14 protein-coding genes are annotated in these 24,610 nt (G+C 65.0%); 10 read left to right on the plus strand and 4 right to left on the minus strand.

All coding sequences use genetic code 11. From position 1 onward, the window contains the following. Window positions 1-825: 825 nt before the first annotated feature. A complete protein-coding gene (locus ACZ7OU_RS40605) occupies window positions 826-1,206 on the minus strand; it encodes an effector-associated constant component EACC1 (protein ID WP_470259351.1) in 381 nt (126 codons plus the stop codon). A gap of 151 nt (window positions 1,207-1,357) precedes the next feature. Here ACZ7OU_RS40605 and ACZ7OU_RS40610 point away from each other — a divergent pair, with 151 nt between their 5' ends. From ACZ7OU_RS40610 to ACZ7OU_RS40630, 5 genes are all read left to right on the plus strand, one after another. Further along, complete coding sequence (locus ACZ7OU_RS40610) at window positions 1,358-3,076, plus strand: caspase family protein (RefSeq protein ID WP_470259352.1); 1,719 nt, start codon at window positions 1,358-1,360, stop codon at window positions 3,074-3,076. Between the two features lie 230 nt (window positions 3,077-3,306). Then, on the plus strand, window positions 3,307-3,909 hold the full coding sequence (locus ACZ7OU_RS40615; RefSeq protein ID WP_470259353.1) for a hypothetical protein: 603 nt from the start codon (window positions 3,307-3,309) through the stop codon (window positions 3,907-3,909). A gap of 87 nt (window positions 3,910-3,996) precedes the next feature. Then, window positions 3,997-8,262: a hypothetical protein gene (locus ACZ7OU_RS40620; RefSeq protein WP_470259354.1), complete on the plus strand. Its 4,266-nt coding sequence runs from the start codon at window positions 3,997-3,999 to the stop codon at window positions 8,260-8,262. Window positions 8,263-9,138: 876 nt separating this feature from the next. After that, window positions 9,139-10,005, plus strand: a complete 867-nt coding sequence (locus ACZ7OU_RS40625) for a hypothetical protein (protein ID WP_470259355.1) — start codon at window positions 9,139-9,141, stop codon at window positions 10,003-10,005. Further along, complete coding sequence (locus ACZ7OU_RS40630; RefSeq protein WP_470259356.1) at window positions 9,995-14,164, plus strand: caspase family protein; 4,170 nt, start codon at window positions 9,995-9,997, stop codon at window positions 14,162-14,164. The genes ACZ7OU_RS40625 and ACZ7OU_RS40630 overlap by 11 nt, the downstream gene beginning before the upstream one ends. Before the next feature lie 591 nt (window positions 14,165-14,755). Here ACZ7OU_RS40630 and ACZ7OU_RS40635 read toward each other — a convergent pair. The 3 genes from ACZ7OU_RS40635 to ACZ7OU_RS40645 all read right to left on the minus strand — a co-directional run bounded on the left by ACZ7OU_RS40635 (window position 14,756) and on the right by ACZ7OU_RS40645 (window position 18,712). After that, entirely contained in the window at window positions 14,756-15,028 is a 273-nt protein-coding gene (locus ACZ7OU_RS40635) for a hypothetical protein (protein WP_470259357.1), read from the minus strand. A gap of 1,066 nt (window positions 15,029-16,094) precedes the next feature. Beyond that, on the minus strand, window positions 16,095-16,772 hold the full coding sequence (locus ACZ7OU_RS40640) for a response regulator (protein WP_470259358.1): 678 nt from the start codon (window positions 16,770-16,772) through the stop codon (window positions 16,095-16,097). Beyond that, the gene (locus tag ACZ7OU_RS40645; RefSeq protein ID WP_470259359.1) at window positions 16,769-18,712 is read right to left on the minus strand and encodes a sensor histidine kinase; all 1,944 of its coding nucleotides are present in this window, start codon (window positions 18,710-18,712) and stop codon (window positions 16,769-16,771) included. The genes ACZ7OU_RS40640 and ACZ7OU_RS40645 overlap by 4 nt, the downstream gene beginning before the upstream one ends. A 528-nt stretch (window positions 18,713-19,240) precedes the next feature. Here ACZ7OU_RS40645 and ACZ7OU_RS40650 point away from each other — a divergent pair. The 5 genes from ACZ7OU_RS40650 (at window position 19,241) to ACZ7OU_RS40670 (ending at window position 24,462) form a co-directional block, all read left to right on the plus strand. Next, window positions 19,241-19,849: a hypothetical protein gene (locus ACZ7OU_RS40650; protein ID WP_470259360.1), complete on the plus strand. Its 609-nt coding sequence runs from the start codon at window positions 19,241-19,243 to the stop codon at window positions 19,847-19,849. A gap of 105 nt (window positions 19,850-19,954) precedes the next feature. Beyond that, window positions 19,955-20,554: a hypothetical protein gene (locus tag ACZ7OU_RS40655; protein ID WP_470259361.1), complete on the plus strand. Its 600-nt coding sequence runs from the start codon at window positions 19,955-19,957 to the stop codon at window positions 20,552-20,554. Between the two features lie 573 nt (window positions 20,555-21,127). Beyond that, complete coding sequence (locus ACZ7OU_RS40660) at window positions 21,128-21,724, plus strand: hypothetical protein (protein WP_470259362.1); 597 nt, start codon at window positions 21,128-21,130, stop codon at window positions 21,722-21,724. Between the two features lie 340 nt (window positions 21,725-22,064). Beyond that, window positions 22,065-23,807, plus strand: coding sequence for a carboxypeptidase-like regulatory domain-containing protein (locus tag ACZ7OU_RS40665; protein ID WP_470259363.1), 1,743 nt, complete (start codon window positions 22,065-22,067; stop codon window positions 23,805-23,807). Beyond that, on the plus strand, window positions 23,701-24,462 hold the full coding sequence (locus ACZ7OU_RS40670) for a hypothetical protein (RefSeq protein WP_470259364.1): 762 nt from the start codon (window positions 23,701-23,703) through the stop codon (window positions 24,460-24,462). The genes ACZ7OU_RS40665 and ACZ7OU_RS40670 overlap by 107 nt, the downstream gene beginning before the upstream one ends. Window positions 24,463-24,610 lie beyond the last annotated feature (148 nt).

Here is a 24,610-nt window from a genome sequence, read left to right on the forward strand (position 1 = left end):
ACGTTCGCGTTCACGCCGGGTATGCCGGGCATCGTCTCGTACACCTACTAGGTCCAGAAAGACGGAGGTGCTCACCGTACCGGCGGACAGTGCGGGTGCGGGAACGATGACGTGGACCCCGCCGAACCGAGGCAGCTACGCGGTCATCGAGCAAGGCAACACAGCCGACGGCACGAGGTCGGGTGGAATCGGCTACTCGGTGTACGTCAACTGACCACGTAACCGGCGGCCCCGCTTCCTGGCGGGAGCGGGACCGCGTGCTCTGCAGCAGCACGCTCTTCCGAACCAAATCGCCCTTACCCCGAGGTAGCAAAAAAGCCCAGGTCACAGACCTGGGCTTTGCTCCCCCGCTTGGACTCGAACCAAGAACCCTCCGGTTTATTGGTACGAGCCGTTTCGAGTCGACGTCAGCCGATCTAGCTGGGATGTTTGCAATCGCCCATGCCCTCAGTCGACATCATTCGACCTCGTTCGACCTGCAATATCGCCCTTAAATCGCCCCTAGTTCGACAACCAGGCCGCCGCGCGCCCGCCCCGCATCGCCAATGACGCCATCCGCGTTGCGCCACGCGCTCCGCGCGGTTGCCTCGAAACGATAGCTGGCCACCGGTACTCCACGGCCGCCAAGTCGCTGCCTTGCCGAAGATTTCGTGTCATTCGACGATGTGCACCCCTACGTGCCTGGATCCGAACAGGCAACCGAGGACAGGGGGTCGGACGATTTCGCCACGCGGTCAGCGTGGCGCAAACGATGCCAGCCCCAGCCCGTCGGCGCTGGCTCTGACCGGAGTGGATTCCCTAGCACAGCTCGACACGAATTACCCGTCATCCCGACTCATCGTCTCGCGACGTTCCGTCGGAGAGGAAAGCCAACACCTCACTGACAACCGCGTCGCTGTCTCGATCGCTACTCAGCTCAAGGCGCACTTTGCGGCCGTCCCCGTTCTCCGCCTCCAGCGATACGCGGGTGCCTCGTGGCCGCTGCCCGAGCCAGGTGAAGATCGACCTGACCAGCACTGTGGCTGCGCCCCCACTAGCCACGGCAACGCCGAGGACGTCAGGAATACCGCCCATCCGACCAGGCTCGATCGCCCTGCCCCCGAGCTCGACGCGACCTCGCAGGTCATCCACCCGCCGCAGCCAATCCGAGAGACCTCGCAGGTCATGAACCGAGCCACCGTCACCAGCACTCAACCGGATTTGCATCAGACCTCGCTCCTGGCATCTCGAGCATCGCAAACGTGACCATCGCGCTCGACGACGTGATCGTTAGCCCTCCGCTGTAACAGCAACGCACGCAACCGGCGACATCTCTCACACACGCGCCACCGCGGCGCAGGGCGGGAGTTTGACAGCGGTGCCTGAACCAGATCTGCAGCGATCTTCAGCCGTACTCGTCGGAACAAGCGTGTACGCCGCCAGTGTGACCGGCCTACACAACCTGCCGTCGGTGGACAATAATCTCACCGACCTGACGTCGGCATTGACCGATCCCGCCGTGCTTGGCTTACCTCCGAGTCAATGCGTCACGATCCGTAACGCACCCGACGCGCGCTCGGTCTTCCGCACACTGCGGCAGTACGCGATGTCGACCGATGACACACTCATCGTCTACTTCGCCGGCCACGGCCTCCTGTCGCACAACAACGATCTCTATCTCAGCCTCAGCGGCACTGACCCTGACGAGCTCCAGGTCAGCGCGCTCCGCTACCAGCTGCTGCGCGAGATACTCGTTGACAGCCGTGCCACCAACCGCATTCTCATCCTCGACTGCTGCTTCAGCGGGATCGCAGCGGAGGGAATGAGCACTTCGCCAAATCTCAACATCGCCGGCACGCACATCTTGGCCGCGACGCCCCCGACCGAGATGGCACTGGCGCCCATAGGCGAAAGAAACACTGCCTTCACAGGGGTGTTTCTCGAACTGCTTCGCCGCGGAGTCCCTGGCGGCCCCACCAAACTTACACTCAGCGAACTCTTCCGGCACCTTTGGAGCGCACTCGACGAACGGGGCCTTCCCAAGCCACAGCAACGGACCACCGGGCAGATTGCGGACCTGGCCGTGTTCCATAACCCGGCGGCCAACGACCCGCAAGACGTCGGCATCACGTTGATCGAACCTTTGCCTCCAACGGCGCGACCGACATCTCGCAGGCCGTCGCGACGGACGAGCGTCGCACTCTCGACAGCAGCGACCATTGTTGCATTGGCGTCGGGCCTCACCTATGCGATCGCTGCACAGTCAGACACTCCGTCGCAGTCTTCTCCACCGCTGACCTCAAGTGTCAGCGAGTCTTCAACGGTCTCCGTAGCACCCGCGGCATCACTCCCGAAGACTGCATCTCCCAGCCCACCGGTGACATCCGCATCCAACAAGCAGGCTCCTGACGCCTCGCTCGTGATCCGAAGCACATGGCCGACGATGCGAGGTTGCGACGGCGGAACCGCGGTCGCGATGTCCTCCGAAGGACCAGCCCTGACCACCTTTCCAGCTGGTGGTGCCGACCTACGCGAGCAGGTCGTCGCGCGCGGTGGGGCCTTCTGGCTATCCGGGTTCATCTACATGTTCATGTCCGCCGAGGCGGGCAAGACAGTCGACATCCTGGAGATCACGCCGTCATTGAAGCCGGCGAGCCACACCCCAGCGGCATGGGTTTACCTGCCCCAGGGAGGCTGCGGCGGTCGCGGTAGCCGAGTGTTCGATCTCGACCTCGATACTAAGAAACTCGTCGACAAGGGCATTGACGCCGGCGCGGACGGAACGCTCGACCCCAGCGTGAATCCTGACGCCAAGCTCACACGAACCGAGCCGCTGGGGCAAACCTTTTCTGTCAGCCAGGACAGCCAAGCACTGGTCCGCATCGACGCACACGGATGCAAGGCGAACTACACGTTCAATCTCAACGTCACTTACTCAATCGCCGGCGACACGGCCGTGCACGTGCAGTCGTTCGGGCCATTCAGGTCAGACGCATCCTCAGGCGACACGCCAGTATACGCCACGGAATCACCCGACGGACAGAACTGGCAATTCGTCAAAACGGGTGACGCGCAGACTTACTACAAGTGTAAATAAGCCTGCCACGCGTCTCACAGCCGCGTAGTAACTGACGAGATAATGCTATGGCTCATCTCGTGTTTCAGCCAGGCTGAGCCACATACGGCCTTACCAACGCGTTCGATCTCCAGGGTTCGCCGCTGCGCCATTTGGGTGGTCGATCGACTGCGTCGGGAACAGGCGCCGCTCATTGCGCGATCACTAACGGTGTCGCACCTCAAGGCTGGTGCGCTCTCAAGTTGGGAGACATGGTGGGGCGGGTCTTGTGTGTGCCCGGCACCGGGCAGCGGGTTTCCGAAGAACAGACGCTTGAGCGCGTCTGGACCCCCACGCTTCTCGACGGGCGCATCGGTGCCGGTCAGGGTGACGCGGCCACCACCGAGGACGTAACGACAGGGTCCGACCTGTTCCGCTCGCCCGACGAACGCGTGGCCTTCAGCGCCCCGGTGTTCACCACCGCCGACGTCGGCCGCGGACTTGGGGGAGGACCCCTGCTCCCCTGGTGGAGGGATGCTGCCCGAGTGGACCCGACGGTGGTTCTACCGGACCGGGACACCCCGGTTTGGGCACCAGGATCAGCACAGGTAGCCCAGCGTCAACGTTCCCGATCACGTTTCTTCCGCAGCTTGGCGCAGCGAGCGCTCGTGTTCGAATCCAAACAGGCCCAGCGCGACGCCCAAAACCTGGAGCTGCGAGCGAATACCCGCGCCCCGGTCGCCATGCTGATCACTCGGGAGACTTGGATAGTGGGACGCTCGCTCGGCTCCGTCGCTGCCGACGAGAGCCGCTCCGCAATGGCACTGCGCGGCATCGGCTGGCCCGCCTCTGGCGACGATTCGGGTTCGCGGTGAACAACGCGGCGGCCCCCAACGGCACCCTCGCCGTCACCGCCCACCCCACCGAGAACGTTATTGGCGCTGCCGTTGTGGGAGGTTTGCATGCGCGATGACGAACAGCCTCGGCGGTACCTGATAGCGACCGCCATCGCGCACTACCCAAACCAACCCGACTGGGATCGTCCGGGCCTGGTCACCGCACGCGACGAAATCATCGGGCTCTTCACGCGCGATCTGGGCTACCAGCATGTCAGTGAACTGGGCCTCAACCCCACTCGCGGATTACTGACCAAGCTCCTGCGGGACTTCTGCCGGGATAATGACCGTCGCGCGGATGACTTACTCGCCGTCTTCATCGGCGGCCACGGCGAAATCCTCGACGCCACACACGAGCATGTGCTGCTCACCGCGGACACGTCACCGGACGACATCGAGGACGCTCTGCCGACCGCCGAGCTAGCCCGGAAAATGCTGCTTGGCACCAAAGTCCGCAGAGTACTGCTGATGTTGGACTCCTGCTACTCCGGCCAGGGTGGCAATGAACTGACCGCGGCCGCGATCACATCCATGACCAGCAACTGGGCCGAGGATCACGGGTCCGGTCTAGTGGTGATCACGTCGGCCCAGCCGGCCGAGCAAGCCGAGTCCGGCGCCTTCCCTCGGTTGCTGCACTCCGCGATCCACGGCCTCCCCACAGCAGGCACCAACCCCGACAGCCTTCCGCTGGACTCCGTGATCACCGCAATGAACACCAACGCGGACAAACCCGCCTACCAGACGATCGGGTCGAGCATCGCTGGTCTGACCGGGCAAATCCCGCCGTTCCTGCCCAACCCTCGCCACAATCCGGCCATGACCGAGGTTGACCTGGCGATCCAACACGCCAGCGAATTCGAGGCCCAGGACAAGCGCCGTGACCTCGAGTTCCGCACCCGGCTGTTGGTACGCGCGATGGGCGGGCACGACGCGCGAGGATGGTGGTTCGCCGGACGGCACGCCGCGCTGTTGGACCTCACCGCCTGGTTACATCACCCCAGCCCGGCTCGGCCGCTGCAGGTGGTCACGGGCAAACCTGGATCGGGGAAGACAGCCGTGCTTGGCCTGATCGCGACCCTCACCCAACCCAGGCGACGTGTCACCGTCCCGATCCACTCTCTCGCACTTCCTGCCGCGGCCGTGCCCGAACTGGGCACGCCGCAGGTAGCGATCTACGCCCAAGGCCTCAGCACGGATCAGGTCCTGGCTGGAATCGCTGCCGCTGTGCGCTCCGACGCCGTCACGCCTGGTCAGCTACTGGACGACCTCGCCGACCGGGACGCGCCACTGACTGTGTTGATCGACGCGCTCGACGAAGCCGCCGACCCCGACCATCTCACTCGCCGTCTGCTTCGTCCACTAATTGATCACGCCCACGGACGGCTTCGCCTGTTGGTCGGCACCCGCGATGTCCTGCTCGAGCGCTTGGGCGCACAAGACACCGACGTGATCGACCTGGACACTGAGCGCTACGCCGACCGAGAGGCCATCACCACCTACGCCGTGCGAGGATTGCTCGAAGCCACGCACAACAGCCCCTACCTCGACGAATCCCCCGAGCTGATCCGCGCCGTCGCAGACGCCATCGCCGAAGCCGCCTACCCCTCATTCCTGGTCGCACGAATCGCCAGCGCCACACTAGCGTCAGACCAAGAGTCCGCCGACCCCCGCGATCCGGCGTGGCGGCGCAACCTGCCGCGGCTGCCCAGCGATGCGATGCGGCGCGATTTGGAGACCCGGCTCGGCGCGATGGCCGAGAAGGTGCGCCATCTGCTGCGTCCGCTCGCCTTTGCCGAGGGACAGGGGCTGCCCTGGGAGGACGTATGGGCTGCTGCCGCCTCCCGGGCGTCCGGCGTCGAGTACACGGACGAGGACCTGTTGTGGCTGCGCGACCATGCCGGCTACTACGTCGTGGAAGCTACCGAGGACGGACGTTCCGCCTACCGGCTCTACCACCAAGCGCTCGCCGAACACCTCAGCGAGGGCGTTGAACCTGTCGACATGAATCAGGCGATCGTTGACGTCCTCTGGAACCGGGTCCCGCGCGCCGTCGACGGCCACCGCATATGGGGCGGAGCCCATCCGTACACTTTGCGCCACCTTGCCACCTACGCAGCACGAGTCGGCGCCATCGACGACCTGATCAGCGACGCCGACTATCTTGTACACGCAGAACCGGAAACGCTGCTGGCTGCCCTACGCAATTCAACCACTGACGACGGCATTCTGACGGCGGCGGTATATCGCTGTTCCGCCGACCTCCATCGCCGCCTGCCATCGAATCGGCGCCGCCAAGTCCTCGCTGTCGATGCTGCGCGCTTTCAGGCTGTCCGGCTGCAAGGCGACCTCTCCGCCTCGCTGCCGTGGCAACCACGCTGGGCAACCGGGCAACAGGTCAACCTCGGGCTCGAACGAGTCTTCTCCGGTTACACCAACTTCGTCAGCGCCGTTGCGTACGCGACGCTTGACGGCCGTCCCGTCGCCGTCACCGCGAGCATGGACGGTTCTGCTCGAGTCTTGGCACTCAACACCGGCGAAGAACTCGCAGCCTTCGGCGGTCATGCCGGCGCCGTATTGGCAGTCGCGTGCGGCAGCCTCGAAGGACGCTCCGTTGCCGTCACCGGCGGCCAGGATGAGACAGTGCGAGTCTGGGATCTCGCCACCGGAGAGGAGATCACTACCTTCACCCAGCACATCGATCACAACGCCGACGACGAGCCCACGATCCACATTGGCGGAGTCTGGGCGGTTGCCTGCGGCAGCTTAGGTGGACGCCCCATTGCCGTCTCCGGTGGCCACGACAGCACCGCGAGAGTCTGGGACCTCGCCACGGGGGATGAGATCTCGACCTTCACGGGCCACACAAGTACGGTCGCGGCAGTCGCGTGCGGCACCCTCGACGAACGTGCCATCGCCATAACCGGCAGCTTGGACGGCGGACCTGCATTTGTGTGGGACCTCGCCACCGGCGAAGAGATTACGGCGTTCTCGGGCCATACCGACTCAGTCCTGACAGTGGCATGCGTCGATCTGGATGGCCGCTTGGTTGCCGCCACAGGCGGACGAGATGGTTCCGCTCATGTTTGGGATCCCGCTACCGGCGATGTAACGACGACGTTCGAAGTCCACACCGGCTTTGTGAATAGCCTAGCGTGCAGTACGATCGACGATCGTGTCGTCGCTATCACAGGCAGCCACGACGGCATTGCGAGAGTCTGGGATATCGCCACCGGCCACGAAATTACGACGTTCACGGGTCACTCCGGTCCCGTGATGGCCGTAGCATGCGGTGTCCTGAACGGTCGACTGGTCGCCATCACCGGCAGCACTGATCGAACCGTACATGTCTGGCAGCCGACTGCTCGACGATTCCTACCGACCAGACAGGAAGGACACTCCTCTCTTATCAGAACGCATACGCTGTCAACACTGAATGGCCGACGTATTTTGGTGACAAGCAGTTATGACAACACTGTGCGACTCTGGGACCTCGCAACTGGATATTTACTGACTGGCTTCACGCTCGGCCCCGGGCTTCTCTGGGAGATGACATGCGGCACTCTGGAAAGCCGCCTGGTCGTAGTTTCTACCGACCTCTACGGTTTAGCGCGGGTCTGGGACATCAGGACCGGCGAAGTGATCACCACTTTTGCCACCCGGCACGACTCGGCTGTAACAGCAATCGCCTGCACCAACCTGGATGACCGTCTTGTTGCTGTCACCTGCGCCAGCGAGAGCCCAGCGCGGGTCTGGGACCTCACCACCGGCGAACAGATCGCCGCCCTCTCCGTCCATTCCCAACCCTCCGACTTCATAGACGGTGCACAGGCAGTGGCCTGCGGCAGACTTGGAGGACGCCCGGTGGCCGTCACCGGCAACGACGACAACACAGCGCGAGTCTATGATCTCGCCACTGGTGTACATATCGCGACCTTCGCCGACCATGTCCACCACGCCGACCGCGCCAACCGTGTGACGACGGTAGCCTGCAGCAGACTTAACGGTCGCCCCGTCGCCGTTACCGGTGCCAGCGACGCTACCGCACGGGTCTGGGATCTCGCGACCGGTGAAGAGATTACGATCTTCACCGGACACACTGCCCCCGTGAAGTCGGCGACGTGCAGCACTATCGGAGACAGCCCTGTCGGCATCACCGGCAGCGAGGACGGAACCGTTCGGATTTGGCACCTTGCCACGGGTGCGGAAATTGACGTGCTCCACTTTCAAGACACGCCGCGCGCCGCAGTAACTGCAAGAGGTGAACTTGTTGTCGTTTCAGGTTGGGAGATCAATGTTCTTGACCGCGTTCTCCATGCATCCCATACTCGGTGAGACCTGACGACAGGGAATGTGTGTATTCCCGCTTCAGACTGGGGATTGTCGGCGGGCCGTTCCGCTGCGTGCCTGGACATCCAGCTCTCGTAATCTCTCAGGCCAACGAGGCTGACGGCGACCCGTTCAGGCGGCGCTGGAACGGGCGCCGAAGATCGGATATCTCCAGCGTGGCCGGCTACAGTGCCGGTCGGCGGCTCGGGCCAGGAGGAACGAGCTGAGAATCCAGTGTCGGACGCACTGGATCCAGTGAGGCCTCGGGCCACGCCTGCGGTGCCGGGCCGAGAGCACGTCGGGCTGCCCGGACCGCCACGGTGGCGTTGGCGCCACCGCCGATCACCGCGCCGATGCCGAACGGGACCCCGGCCAAGCACGATGATCCCCTGCTTGGTGCCGTACTTGGTGACGAAGTTCCTGCCCAGGATACAGTTGATCTGGCGTAGCGTAGCCGTAGGCACCCTGCCGACGAGCTGACGAGCCCAGCGCTGACCGATGCGCTCCTCGACCTTCCCGATGGTCTTCGAGCAGGACTCACCGAGCAGGCTTCCCATGAACCCGTGGCCGGAGCGGCACGTGCTGGTGATAGCGCTGGTGCTCGACAGCACACGGCCTAGCCGCGGTCGGCAGGTGAATGCCGGGCAGATTTTGTCATGGTCACGGCTGCTTCGGCCTCACCCCCAGTGAGCGTGGCAATTACCCACCACGTCGGTCGCCTCGTCGGCCAGGTAGGCCAAGCGAGCGGTCGGCAGACCTTCGATCGCGCAGGACCAATGGGCCATTCGGGTGATCAGCAGTCCGCGGGGGAACGAGGCCAGCCCGACCGACGATCACTAGCCGTAGTGCCCCATTCAGGGGTGCACTCTCGTGTGGGGAGACATGGTGGGGCGGATCGTCTGCGTGCACGGCATCGGCCAGCAAGCCGCCGGCGAGGAACTGCTGCTCCGTGACTGGAGGCCGGCCCTGCTCGACGGCCTCACTCGCGCCGATCACCGCGACGCTGTAAGCGCCAGCGACGTCGTGATGGCGTTCTACGGGAACCTGTTCCGCCCAGCCGGGGAACGCCTGGCCGTCGGCGATCCCATCTTCACCGCCGATGACGTCGACGCCGGTCTGGAAGAGGAACTCCTGCTGGCGTGGTGGCGGGAGGCCGCGCGGGTGGATCCGAAGGTTGCGCCGCCGGGGGCGGACACGCTCGTGCGAGCGCCTGGCTCGGTGCAGGCGGCGCTGCGGCAGCTGTCCCGTTCCCGCTTCTTTGGGGGCCTGGCGTTGCGAGCGATGGTGTTCGACCTCAAGCAGGTCAGCCGCTACCTGCAGGACCCGAACCTGCGGGAGGTGGCGCGAGCCTCGGTCGCGAAGTTAATCACCCAGGACACGCAGGTGGTGGTGGCGCACTCGCTCGGGTCGGTGGTCGCGTACGAGACGCTCGCGGCGATGCCCGGCCATCAGGTGCGGGCACTGGTGACGCTGGGGTCGCCGCTGGGGATCGCGAACCTGATCTTCGAGCGGCTGGACCCGGCCCCGCATGGCGGGCTCGGCGCCTGGCCTGGCTCGGACGAGCTGGCCTGGACGAACATCTCCGACCAGGGCGACGTCGTCGCGTTGGAGAAAAACCTTCGGCCCCGGTTCGGGCCGCGAGTGGACAACGCCGTCGTGCACAATGGCGCCCACGCCCACGCCGTCACCGCCTACCTCACCGACACGCTCACCGGAAAGGCGATCGCGGACGGCCTGCATGCCCGCTGACACCACCGGCCCGCGTCGCTATCTGATCGCCACCGCCATCGCCCACTACGCGAACGCCCCGCAGCTGGATAGACCTGGCCTGGTCGAGGCCCGCGACCAAATCATCACCCTGTTCACCGAGGAACTCGGGTACGAGCACGTCCACACTCTCGGCCTCGATCCGACCCGAGAGCAACTACCCCGCCTGCTGCGCACCTTCTGCCGCGACGAGGCCCGGCACCGCGACGACATCGTGGCCGTCTACATCACCGGCCACGGCGAAGTCCTCGATGACACCCACGAACACGTTCTACTGACCGCCGACGCCGATCCCGACGACGTCGAAGACGCGCTGCGCACCGCACAGCTGGCTCAGAAAATGCTTCAGAAAACCCAGGTCCGGCGGGTCCTCCTGATGCTGGACACCTGCTACTCCGGCCACGGCGGCAACGAACTGACCGCCGCCGCCATCACCGCTATGATCCACAGCTGGGGCGACGAACCCGGATCTGGGCTGGCCGTGATCACCTCTGCCCAACCAGCTCAGGAAGCCGGCGCCGGCGCGTTCCCGCGTCTGCTGCGCGAGGCGGTCCACTCATTGCCGACCGCCGGATCGAATCCGGCGGCGTTGCCGCTGGATGCGCTCGTCACGGCGATGAACGCGAGCACGGACAAGCCTGGCTACCAGACGATCGGGTACGGCATTACCGGGCTGACTGGCGAGGTCCCGCCGTTCCTGGCCAACCCGCGCCACGACCCGCGGATGACTGCGGTCGACCTGGCTATCCAGCAAGCGGCCGAGTTTGATACGCAGGCCGACCGGCGTGACACCGAGTTGCGGACCCGGCTGCTAGTGCGGGCAATGGGCGGCAGCACCAACGGCACAGGCGACTGGTGGTTCGCCGGCCGGCACGCCGCACTCCTCGAGGTCACCGCCTGGCTGCAGCACCCCGACCCGGCGCGGCCGCTGCAGGTCGTCACCGGCAACCCCGGATCCGGGAAAACCGCAATCCTCGGCCTCATCGCCACCCTCACCCACCCCCAGCGCCGGGCCACGGTTCCCCTGCACAGCCTCGCGCTACCCGCCGCCGCGGTCCCGCCGGTCGGGGCTGTAGATGTGGCGATCTACGCCCAGAGCCTGAGCACCGACCAAGTGCTAGCCGGGATCGCCGCTGCCGTACGCTCCAGCGCCGACACTCCCGGCCGGCTCTTGGAGGACCTCCAGGCAAGGACACGCCCCTTGACGGTGCTCGTCGACGCCCTCGACGAAGCAGGCGACCCCGACCACCTCGTCCGCAGCCTGCTGCGCCCGCTGGCCGAGCACGCCGCAGGACGGCTACGGCTGCTGCTGGGCACCCGGGACTTCCTGCTCGACCGGCTCGGCCTGCACCGCGACACCGCGATCGATCTGGACTCCGACCGCTACGCCGACCCGCTCGCCCTGACCACCTACGCCGCCCGCGGCCTACTCGAGGCCCACCCTCACAGCCCCTACCGCGATCAGCCGCCGGAGCTGCTGGGCGCCGTCGCCGACGCCGTCGCCGCGGCCGCGCACCCCTCGTTCCTGGTCGCGCGGATCACCAGCGTCTCCCTCGCCGCCCAGCCCTACGCCGCCGATCCTCGCGATCCAGTCTGGCGCCGGAGCCTGCCGCAGCTGCCCGGCGAGGCGATGCGCCGCGACCTGGACACCAGACTCGGCCCCAAAGCGGCCATGGTGCGGGACCTCCTGCGCCCGCTGGCCTTCGCCGAAGGCCAAGGCCTGCCCTGGGAAGACATCTGGGCCACCGTCGCTTCCCGCGCCGCCGGCACCACCTACACCGACGACGACCTAATTTGGCTCCGCCAGCACGCTGGCTCCTACATCGTCGAAGCAACCGAAGACGGCCGTTCCACCTACCGGCTCTACCACCAAGCCCTCGCCGACCACCTCCGCGAAGGTATCGATGTCATCGCAATGCACGAAGCCGTCACCCAGGTCCTGCTGAATCGGATACCGCACACGCTCGAGTGCCACCGTGACTGGACCCGTGCGCACCCGTACGCCTTGCGCCACCTAGCCACCCACGCCGCTTGGGCAGATCAGATCGACAACCTTGTTGCCGATCCTGGATACCTCGCGTGCGCAGAACCAGACCCTCTTTTGCTTGCTCTGCGTCAAACCAGCACCGACGAGGGCGCTCGCACTGCCGCGATCTACCGAAACTCGGCCGACATCCACCGCCGCTTGCCGCCACTTCAGCGGCGCCAGGTTCTCGCCACTGACGCCGCACGCTTCCAGGCCACTCGACTCCACCACGAACTGGCCGCCTCTCTCACCTGGCAACCGCGATGGGCGACCGGTCGCCAAACGAACTACACGCTCCACAGCACCTACACCGGTCACACCAGGATGGTGGGCGCCATTGCGTGCTGCGTCCTCAACGGCAACACCGTTGCCGTGACCGGCGGATACGACGGCAAAGTGCAAGTCTGGAACCTTGCCACCGGTGAGGAAATCATGACCCTCATTGGCCACGAGCAATGGGTACACGCGATTGCGTGCAGCGCGCTTGATGGCCGCCCCGTGGCCGTCACCGGCGGTCACGACAACACCGCACGAGTCTGGGATCTCACCACCGGCAACAAAATCACCACATTCACCGGACACACCAGCTCGGTGTACGCCGTTGCCTGCAGCACGCTCGACGGCCGACCCGTCGCTGTCACCGGCAGTCGATACGGCACTGTGCGAGTCTGGGACCTTGCCAGCGGCGAAGAAACCGTCACTTTCACCGGACACGCCAATTCGGTACGTGCAGTCGCTTGCACGACGCTCGACGGGCGCGCTATTGCGTTAACCGGCAGCAACGACCGCAGCGCGCGGGTCTGGGACCTCGCCACTGGTGAAGAAATCATCACCTTTACGGGCCACAGTAACTGGGTACTGGCAGTGGCCTGCACGATACTCGACGACCGCCCCGTGGCCGTCACCGGCAGCCACGACAACACCACACGGGTATGGGACCTCACCACCGGCAACGAGATCACCACGCTAAAAGGCCACAATAATTGGGTACTGGCAGTGGCCTGCAGCACACTCGACGGCCGCCCCATCGCAGTCACCGGCAGCCACGACAACACCGCACGAGTCTGGGACCTCACCACCGGCAACGAAATCATTTCCTTCACTGGAAACATCGATTCCGTATGGGCGGTGACCTGCAGCACGCTCAACGGAGACCTGGTCGTGGTCACTGGCGGCGAAATCGCGCGAGTCTGGCAGCTCCCCCGAAGGGCTACCCAATCGCCGATACGCACAGGTCATTCCGCGCAAATCACCGCGGTGGCCTGCAGCCAGCTCGACGGTCGGACCGTTACTGTCACAGCCAGTCACGACCACACTGCACGGGTCTGGGACCTCGCCACCGGCGAAGAAATCACCACATTCACCGGACACAGCCAGCCAATACGCGCGGTCTCCTGCAGCACACTCAATGAACGAGCCGTCGCTGTCACAACCAGCGACGACTGCACAGCCCGGGTCTGGGATCTCGCCACCGGCGAAGAAATTACCAAATTCACTGGACACAGCCAGTCAGTGCGAGCGGTGTCCTGCAGCACACTCGACGAACGAGCCGTCGCCGTCACAACCAGCTACGACCGCACCGCCCGAGTCTGGGACCTTCTCACCGGCGCGGAAGTTACAGCCGTCGCTGGTCCGATGGTGGGGGTTGCTTGCAGCACGCTCAACAATCGCGCCGTTGCCGTCACCGGCAGCAACGACGACAACTCCGACGCGCGGATTTGGGACCTCGCCACCGGCGAGGACATCGCAGACGTCTGCCCGGTCAAAGCCGTGGCCTGCGGCAGGCTCGACAATCGTGCCGTTGCCGTGACCGGCGGCAGTGGCGACGACTACACGGCGCGGGTCTGGGACCTCGCCACCGGCGAGCAGATCACGACCTTCACTGGTCATACCAACTCGGTGCGCGCAGTGGCCTGTGGCGAGATTCAAGGTCGCCCCGTCGCGGCCACCACCAGCGATGACAACTCCGTGAGGATCTGGGACCTCGCCACCGGCGATGAAGTCGGTGTAGTCAATTTCCGCGGCGTCCGATGCGTGGAATTCGGGCCTGCAGGGGAGCTTGCAGTCGGCGCAGGCTGGGACCTCATCGTCCTCGGCTACATGATGAAAGGCTGATCAAACCGCAGTTTGATTGCATACACTGAACCCGCGACACGCACCACCAAATTAGACCGCTTGACCATGTGTCCCTCATCCGTCATCCTCAACGGCCGCCCCTGTCTCCCAATTTAGAGTTGACATGACTGCCGTAACGCACGATCGGCATGCGATTATCAACCATGCATTCAACAATCGCATGCCACGTCACATCCGATCTTCCATCGAAGCCAGCTTCGCTGACTCATGCATAAGAGTCATTATGCATTACTAATGGTGGCCTACACCGACCTGCTGGCTGCACTTGGAGTCTCACTGGCAGACTCTGCCTCCCGTTGAAGTTCGAATCAGGATGGCGCAACAGCGGCAAAGTCGGTCAGAACCGCGAGTACGGCCGACACATCGATGTCTTGATCTGCGCCGTCCCCTGAATCGCTTCATTGCGGAGGCGGCGGTTCGGACCAGCTCCAGCACGGCATCGACCCCGGAGCCGTTTCGATCTCGATGTCGAAATCGTCCCAGCCGCCGTCCAACGGAAGCGTCGGAGCTGCATTGGGACGGCGACGCACGAGGGCCAACCCATTGATCCGCTTGCGTGCGCCGGTCTCCTCAACGGCCTTGGGTACCAGATCTTGGAATGCCCAGCGTGGCCGGTAGCGGGCTGTGCCGGCGCAGGGTGAACGTCGAAGCAAAGGTGACCCAGTCGATGTCGGCGACGGTGACCACTTTCGGATCAGGCTCATCAACCGAGGTATCCAGTGCCAGCAACACCCGAGCCCGCCTGATCGACGACGCCGGATGCACGCCCGTGACGGTCAGCCGAAGCAGCTCTTCACGATCCCGCGCCAACAACACGGCCGGCCGCTTTATCAGTGAGGCCATGACAACGGTCCTTGTCCCGCCGGGAAAGGGACCTGCCGGGACAACAGCCGCCCAGCCACGCGCGCCACAGCTAAGCAGCGACACGCCCCTAGACATAAAGTCTGACACATGTGATCACAAAGAAAGTCCAATGACATGGGCTGTAACGCTGCGAGCAATCGTGCGACTTGATTCATATCAGTACCACGTGAATCCACGCTACGAGGTGACCATGAAGACGGCCAACCGGATAGCCCTCGCCAGTCTAGCCGTGTCGATTTTGAGCGCTGGGGTAGCCGGCTGGTCAGCCGTCGAGGCTCAGCGGAGCGCCAACGTATCCCGTAGCGCAGAGGATCGACAGCGCACCGCCGATGAACGCGACCAAGCGTCGCACGTCGTAACATATGTAACGGGAGGACATGCGTGGCTACAGAATCTAAGCAGCCTACCCATTGAGCACGTAATCTTCATGACCGAACCCGCAAAACCCGACACCTACTACACTCAAGACGGCAACCTTGCACCTTGCCTAGAGCTACAAATTCCAGACGAAATTACACTAAACCCAGATTCCTGGATCTACTTCGAAGACTCCAAAACTGTGAGCTGGAGTCGAAAAATCGAAGAAGGAACACTGGAAAAGCGTCCACACGTCGGAACAATGGGCGGAATGGACGACCCGGACACGCTACGTAGGCCAGTGGATAAATGCTAATAACCTTAGCACTGAACGTTCACATCGCATCAATACAGTGCCGATAACAGTGATTATGTCACCCCATCGCGAATCCTATCCATCCCCGACTTTGCGGTCCGCAGTCAAGAAGTCGCAAATAGTAGTCACACGCCAGGAGGCCCTCCACTCCGAGCCGGTATTCACACCAATGGGCCAAGGTGGGCAGCAACGACGACGGACCGTGGCATGGTGGCTCGACCGGCTGGCGTCGAGCGCGGTCGACCAGCTGCGACGACATGGAGGTATGACCGATGAGGAACGCGTGGACGTTCAGCAACCCGATCTCGAGGTCGTCGGCGAGGCCGGCAGCGGTCACGAGGCCCTCGACCAAGCGGAGACGCTGGCCTTTCCTTAGGGGCACTGAGACTGATCGGGTTTGCCGAGGCCGGCATCGCGGGCCTTGGCGACGACGGCGGCGCGGTCGCGGACCTGGAGTTTGAAGATGATCGCGGAGACGTGGTTGCGGACTGTCTTGTCGGACAGTACGAGGCGGCGGGCGATCTCGTGGTTGCCACATCCGGTGGCGACGAGGTCCAGGACCTCGCGTTCGCGAGGGGTGAGTTCGGGGAAGGCGTTGGCGGCGTAGGTGCGTCGAGTGGTGGTGAAGAAGCTGACGATGCGTCTGGCGACGGCGGCGCTGTAGAGGACATCGCCCGCCGCGACGGCGAGGACGGCTCGGATGATTTCGGCGCGGTCAGCGCCTTTGAGCAGGTAGCCGCGTGCGCCGGCGCGCAGGGCGCCGAAGACAAGTTCGTCGTCTTCGTGCATGGTGAGGACGACGATGCCCACGCTTGGGTGCCGGGAGAGGATCAGGCGGGCGGCGGTGGTGCCGTCCATGCCGGGCATGGTCAGGTCAGTGAGGATCACGTCGGGTGTCGCGCGGGCGACGATCGCCAGCAGTTCTGTTCCGTTGGTCGCTTCTCCGACGATCTCAATCTCGGTGGTGGCGGCTAGTGCCGCGGTCAAGCCGTACCGGAACATCGGGTGGTCGTCGGCGATGATGACGCGCACCCGCTGGTCGCGGCTCACCGGTTGTCCAAGGGCAAAGTAACCACGACGGTGGTTCCACTGGTCGTGGAGTCGATGGCGCAGGAGCCGTTGAGAGCCTCGGCGCGGCGGCGTATCGAGTCGAGCCCAACGCCGGGTGCTCCAGTGTGGGCCCCGCCCTCGCCGTCGTCGGCGACCGACAGGCGCAGGGCCCGGTCGCGGGTGGTGAAGTCGACGTGGACGCGATGGGCGAAGGCGTGCCGGGCGACGTTGGTGAGTGCTTCGGTCACAATGCGGTAGGCGGCGGTCTCCACATTCGGTGGCAGAGCGCCGACGTCGGCGGCTGTCACCTTGACGGTGATCGGGCCGGACAGCGATGCGGCGTAGCGACTGACGGCATCGGTCAGGGTGAGCCGGTCGAGCGCGGCGGGTCGGAGGTCCTCGATGATGCGGCGGATGTCTCGGACCGCGGTGGTGACCTCGGTGTCGATTCGGTCCAGCAGGGTCTCGCAGACGGCCGTGTCGTTGTTTCGGACGGCGTCCGTGAGGGCCTGGAAACCAAGGCTGACGCCGGACAGTGACGGTCCGAGCCCGTCGTGCAGGTCGCGGCGCAGCCGGTCGCGCTCGGCACGGGTGGCGCTCACGACCCGGTCATGCTCGGTCTTGAGCTCTTCGGTGAGTCTGGTCGCCTGTAGCACGACAGCGACCTGGGCGGTGAGTGCGGTATGCAGGCGCCGTTCGGCGGGCCCTGGCGATCGCGGTGGGCGGTAGCGGGTGGCCAGGTGTAGTGTGCCGAGGTTTTGGCCGCCGAAGCGGAGACTGCCGATTTCGTAGGGGCAGGGGGCCGCTCCGACGCTGCTGATGACGTGGCCATCATCGGCCACGACCGCTGCCCCGGTCGCGCCGACCGACCCGGCGACGCTGTGTAGGGCGGTTTGCAGCAATTCTGTCTCGTCAGCCTCCGCGACCTGGTCGCCGAAATGGCCGAGTGCGTGAACGGGGTCGGGGCGGCGGCCGTAGATGAACCGGTCCACTGCCCGTTGCAACCGCTCGCGCGCCGGTGCGAGGCCCACAGCCACAACGGTGGCGGCTGCGGCACCGGGTAGCGGCGTCTGGCCCAGCACTTGCGCACCCAGTGCGGTGAACGTCAGGTAGACGGCGAGGACCGCCACGGTCAGCCCCGTGTAGACGAGGCCGCGTCGCAAGACGATCTCGATTCCCAACAGCCGATACCGCAACACCCCGACCGCTATCGCCCCCGCAAGAAGAGGCAGTACGGGGATGGGGATGTCAGCGGGGACAAGCAAGAGACTTGCGCCGCTGACGACGACGGCGGTCAGCAGCAACGCCCGCTGCTGACGCTCCGGCGGACGGGCTCCCAACACGCGTCGGAAGGTCGCCACCACCCCGCCGGCGATCGCGATGGCCACCAGCGTCTCCGCCCCCGACGACAGCAGTGTGACCAAGTACGCGGACACCGGGAGCATAGTCGGCCGCGGGAAGCTGGTGGCCATGAGCGACAACGTCAGTGCGGCAGTGCCTGCCGTCCCGATCCAGGCCAGATATCGCCAGCTCGGCGACGGTGGCCGGCCCGATGGATATACCGCGGGGAGCACCGCGAACGGTAGGACGTAGGCCGGAACCCACAGCCAATCTCCGGTCCAGACGAGCCACTGCGCCATCGGGACGTCGAACACCAATGCCACTTGCCCCGCCACGGTGCCCAGCCGTGCGGTCGCCAGTGCTGTCGCACACCCCAGCAGCATCCACCCGATCGGATTCCGTGGCCGGGTTCGCACGATCACGAGACCGGCGAGCAATAGGCCGACCAGACCGAGATAGGTCCCGATCCGAGGCATGTCGAAACCCGGCGACCACCATGCAGGCCACACCTCGATGGCAACCACCGCAGTGGTCACAACCAGGTCGGCAGCGGTCACCACGACGGCGACCCGGCCGAGCTTTCGCCTCGCACGCTCCATGGAAATCACCTGCCTCCGAGCCGCTGAAGCAGCCTGATTCTCCACCGCGGCATGTCCTGACGGCTACCAGTCAGGTCCCGAGGATCACGGGCAGTTGTCCCGACACGGTCAGGACTATCACCTCATGCGAAAACCGAGCCGGGCGCCGCACCGTTGTACCCGTAATCGAACCACCTCGGTGGCGAAACGGGAAGGAGTCCGCATGCATAACAAGCAAACGGGGCGTAGGCCGCCGCATATTCAACATGGAAATCGGAATCCAAGATAAATAGGCCCAACGAATGTCCGGTCACCAATTTGAATCAGCTCTTGCCGATCAGTACGCTCGCAACATACGCGCCTGCCAATCCGGCCACAACAGCCAGAAGGACGAACCGGATCGATCCTGGGATGCATTACCTCAGGACGTAAATCAATCCATCGGGGACCGCGGGTACACATCCTGACCGATGACGAGGATGCCGGCCGAACCCAGTGTGAATTCCGAATACCAGACATCAGCTATTTTCACGTCGAAGGAGAACCACCATGTTCCGCAGCAAACTTCACCGGTCAGCCAGCCGGTTGCTCCTGTTCGCCGCCCTGACGACAGCGATGGTCAGCACCCCCGCCGCAGCTTCGGCAGCCGTGCCCGAGTCGACACCGGACAACCCGTCGTCGGCTACGTCACAGGCCGTCGTACAGAAGGAGGTGGCACGGATCAAGGCAGGCGGTCTGCGCTCGGCCGCCGTACCTCCGAGCGTCTGGAGAGCCGACAGCAGCAGCGACACCTGGAACGGTGGATGCCGGGCTTCGGCTCACGCGGACTATTACCCGGCAAGTGACCAGGCCGTGATGAGCACAACCGTGACCAGTCCGTACTGGTTCGCGGCCTGCCGTGGGTACGCGCAGCTGTGGATCGAGACTTCGAGTGGCTCGTTCCCGAGCGCTGCGAATTACGCCATGGCCTGCGCGGTTCTCGACCCGACCTGCGCGTCGACGCAGACGACGACGGGCGACTACGGCAGCGCAACCCCGGCGCTGACGGCTTTCGTCGCCGCCGTCAACGACGCTCTTCAGGCCGCCGGGCTGCCGCCGACCTACACCCGGGCGATGGCCGTCAAGGGCGTGCACCTGACATTCGCCGACGCCGGCTGACTTCAACGGCCGAGGGGTCGAGTCGGTCACCCGGCCCCTCGGCCGACGGGTTGATCCTTGCGTCGGCATAGCCCGATCGACGGCAATTGCGCAAGAAAACCTAACGTGAAACCGAACAACAAGACGATCGAGCGAGGGGTCAATGTTATGACACCGACTGGGGTCGACGCTCAGCGCGACCAGCAAGAAGAAACACTCGACGACGCCATTCGCGTAGCAGCCTACGCAGCGGCAGCCCTGGGCGTACCAGGACTTTTCAGTCTAGGGATCGACGAGGCCGGTCTCTCGGCGATCTGGTTCACGATGGTGACGACGATCGCGAAACGTTGTGAAAAATACATCTCCTCAGCCGCTGCCGGACGGACTGTCGGCGCTGCGCTCTCAAACGTCGCCGCCTTCGCTGTCGGTGCGAAGATCGTCAACTGGGCGATCATGGGAATCCTGGCCGCCATCCCCGGCGCCGCCGCCCCGGCAGCTGCTGCGACCAACGCGGCACTCAACGTCATCTTCACCTACCGCCTAGGAAAGGAATGCACCCGACGATTCTCCGACCCAGACTTCACCGGAGTCGAAATCGTCGATTTCGGGCGACGCCTGATCACGCTGCCCAGTCGGTCGGAGATCAGCGACCTCAAGCGCTTGCTCATCGGCGACATCTCCGACTGGACCAAGCAGCGCCTCACGCCATGGCGCGTATCGAACTAGAGACGGGCAGATGTACCGATGTCGGACAAGGCGGGCGCGACGCCCGGCTGTTCCTAGCTGGCACCGCCCACCGCGGCTCCGACCCCCGCCGAGCGCGTCTGCCGGGCACGCCTGCCGGGCGGCGCCACAACGGCGGAGGTAACACCATGACCAAAGTGACAGCGCAGATGTCCGTATCACTTGACGGCTACTATGCCGGACCCAGGACAGCGGCGACGGCGACTGGGCGGCCTCGGCGGAGGCCGCCAACTTCTTCCGGGTCACCGGCAGGCCGCCGCTGTGAGCGAGCGACCACCGAACACCTGGACCAGAGCCTGGTCGGAGTCGACCCTGCCGCCCAGTCTTCAGTAGCCGCTGAGCAGGCCCCGCGCGCTTATGCCGATGTCTGCAACGCTGCAAAACGGCAGACCAGCGCCACGCCAGTTGGGGCATCCAGACGAATTCCGAGATAACGCGAAACGCTCCCCATTCCGTCCACGACATAGCTAGCGTGGTACGTCAAGACCCTCGCGACCGCGAACCTTGTGGATCTCGAGGACACCGAATCAATCACGGCACGGGAGTGGGTAGACGATGCGATGGAACGAGCTCGCCCCTGTTGTCACCGCCGTCGCCGCAATGATCGTGCTCGTCGGCGGGTACGTGCGGTTCGTGCTCCAACGCGCCCTCTACCCGTGCGTTGAGTTCGACGTTGACTTCGTCGCGCTACAAATCAGCGGCGCACAGAAGGTCGGCGACATCGTATTGACTATCAAGAACATCGGTCCTGGAGTCGGTTATGTAAGCCATGTACAGGGACGGGTCAGATACGCAATCGACGGCGAGACCGGACCGAACCGCGACGGCGTCGAACCAGTCTTCAGTCACCTCATCCAGCCGCAAACCGGTCCTGGACAGACAAATCGAATGATTCTCGGCAACGGCGGCTTCGTGTTCGCGCCGAACTGGGCACGCGCGTTCGTCCAACCAGGTGTCACGCAGCTGTATCGCAAACCGTTGTTGGTGCCCGGCGAAGCTGTTCTGATCCACGTGTGGGCGGCGTTCGAGTACCACATCCCCGTAGGCCCTCTCAGCCGCCTACTCGCCAGGATTCTGATCCACCACGCCAAGACGCCGAGACACCTCGATTACACAGTTCGACGTACGTTCTGCGTTGATCAGGCTCCTTGATGCACGGAGGAACCAGGCGAAATTGTCGACGATCTGGATAATTCGTTCGGCAGCTCTTCCTTCAGACGAGTAGATCCAAGCGGCGTGGCTGCCGCAGGCGTGCGGGCGCGGTGCTGCTCCTCGCGGTGATCTTCGTGCTGGCCGCGCCCGGCTTCGCTCGTAGGGTGGGGGAGAGGCCAGGAAGGTGTTGAAGATCAGTTTGGATGATCAATCTCAACATCGCCTTGTGGCTTGACCTTGTTGGTGCACCTCGCGCCGGGACCAGTCTTTCTGGGTCGCAGATGACAGCGGCGGCTCTTACTTCGTCTCAATGCCTGAGCCGATAGAAGGAGGTGCTGTCGTGGCGAGCAGGCGAGAGTCCCTGGTCGTACATGGTCGTGTCACGCGCGCCGGTGGGCGGCCGCTGGTCCGCGTCGTGGTTGTCGCTTTCGACCGTGACCTGCGATCTAGACAGGAGCTCGGCCGGGTCCGCACTGACGCCGAGGGGAACTACCGCATCGCCTACACGCAAAAGCAGTTCGCGCGGTCGGAGAAGCTCTCGGCGGACCTGCTGTTGCACGTCGTGCGCGGCGAGGACGTTCTCCACCAGTCACGGATCGTCTTCAACTCCGGCCCGGACGCCGAGGTGGATCTCGTCGTCGCCGACGAGAACGCGGTGTCGGAGTACGACGAGCTCCTTGACGAGCTGAAGGGCCTGCTCGAGCAGCACGAACTGGCCGAGCTCATCCAGGACGAGGAGCATGACGACATCACGTTCCTCGCCGGCGAGACCAGCCTCGTCGAGTCGCATATCACCTTCGCGGTCCTCGCTCACCGCCTCGAAGCGCAGACCGGGATCGCGCCCGCGGCCTTCTATGGACTCTTCCGGTCTACCCTCCCCACAGATCTCCCGGGCCTGCTCGCGGTGGAGCGCGACCTGTGCCAGCAAAGCTTGGAGTCGGCGCTGGCGAGGAACATTGTCCCCGCGACGCTGCGCGATCAGGTCGACGAGATCATGCACAGGCTGGATGAGCTGCGAATCGATCTCGCGACGACGCCGTCCGGCGACGTGAACCGTCCTGCCCTCGCCGACATCCTCGACATGGCCGGGGCGGAACCGGCCGTGCGCACCGCGTTCATCACGCGCTATCTGGGCCACGAAGGGATGATCGCGGAGTTCTGGGAGCAGGTGCGCGGCGACGCCGGCTTGGGCGCGCACGCCGACGCCTTCGAGCGCACCCTGCAGTTCTCCGCGCTGAGTGGCAACCACTTGCCGCTCGTGAGCCGATTGAAGCAGGACATCCGGCGACCGCGCGAGCTCGCGGCCTTCACGGAAGGCGACTGGCTCGGCCTAATCGAGGGTACCGGTGGTAGCGGAGTTCCCGCTTCGATCACCGGCAGCGACAATCAGGAACGCGCGCGGACGTACGCGCGCCTCATGATGCGTGCGGTTGAGGACGCGTTCCCGACCGCGGCCGTCACCACCCGCCTCGTGGCTGAGGCCGCGCCGCACAACGCGGGAATGATCGCCTTCCTGCAGCAGAACAAGTCCTTCGACATCATCGCCGACCGACTGCCGAAGTACCTCGCCGACAATCCCGGCGCGCTCGCCGGCCTCCCCGACCAGGACGGGACCACGCGCAGCATCGGTCGGCTCCAGCGGGTGTACCGGTGCGCGCCGCGATACGAGCAGGCCGGTGCGCTGATCGCGGATGGCATCGACTCCGCGCTCGGCATCGCCCGCATCGGCAGGCGCACCTTCGTCCGCGCCTACGAGGCCCGCCTGGGGGGGCCGGGCCGAGGCGCTGCGCGTCTTCGACCGCGCGGCCCGCACCAGCGCGACAGCGCTGCACCTGCTCGCCGAGTTCGGCGCCCGGTTCAACCGCGACGCGCTCGCCATCGTCGCCGCACCGGCGGGCGAGCCGCCGCCCGAGGTACCCGACTGGGAGACGCTCTTTGGGTCGCTCGACATGTGCGCCTGCGACCACTGCCGCTGCGTGTACAGCCCGGCCGCCTACTTCGTCGACGTCCTGAACTTCCTGCACAAGCGGGCACCCGCGGGCACCGTCCTGCTGGGCCGCCGTCCAGACCTCGGCGAGATTGAGCTGACCTGCGAGAACACCAACACGCCGCTGCCTTATGTGGAACTGGTCAACGAGGTTCTCGAGGCGGCCGTCGCTCCGCTGCCGCCGTTCGCGGCGTTCGACCTGCCCGCCGGTGCCGTCGCCTCTCTGGACAATCGAAGGATCACCCGGACGATCGCGAACGCGTTCGCTCCCGTGTTGGCGCCGTCGGCGCGGGTCATCGTCCAGGAGCCCGGCGAGCGCTGGACGATCGACGACCAGGTCGCCTCCTACGCGCTGCGCCTCGACGGCGGTCGCCCGCGCGTCTGGCTGCCGCGCCGCAACCCGCCCGGCACCAGCCCAGTAAGTGCCGGCGCCACTGGCAGGGAACCGGCGGAGGCGGCGGTGTCCGGGCTGGGCTCGCCGAGCTGGGCGGCCGTGCGGACGCCGGGAATCGCCGCGAGCCCGGCGACTGCTTCCGGTACCGCCACCGCGCACCTCCGGCACCAGGAACACGCGCCGGAGACGCCCACGTGGGGAGCCGCGAGCGCACCCGAACTCATCGAACACTTGTTCGGATACTGCGAGACGGTGCGGGCCCTGTCAAGCCGAGCGGATCAACCTCACCCGTGCAATGACACACCCGCAGCGCAGGGCGCTCACCCTCACACCTACCGTCACCGATCAGAGTGTTGACCAGCGCAAACACGGCGGGATTAGGCCAGCCGGGTTACCGTCGAGACAAGTAACGATGTCTCGACCCCCGGGGAGGCCGGCCATGGCTGCGCGTGACTCCTCCCGGCGCCGGACTGGGTCGAGCCGATGCTGGCCAAGGCCGACGGCG

This window comes from Amycolatopsis sp. NPDC114505, from assembly GCF_055633615.1.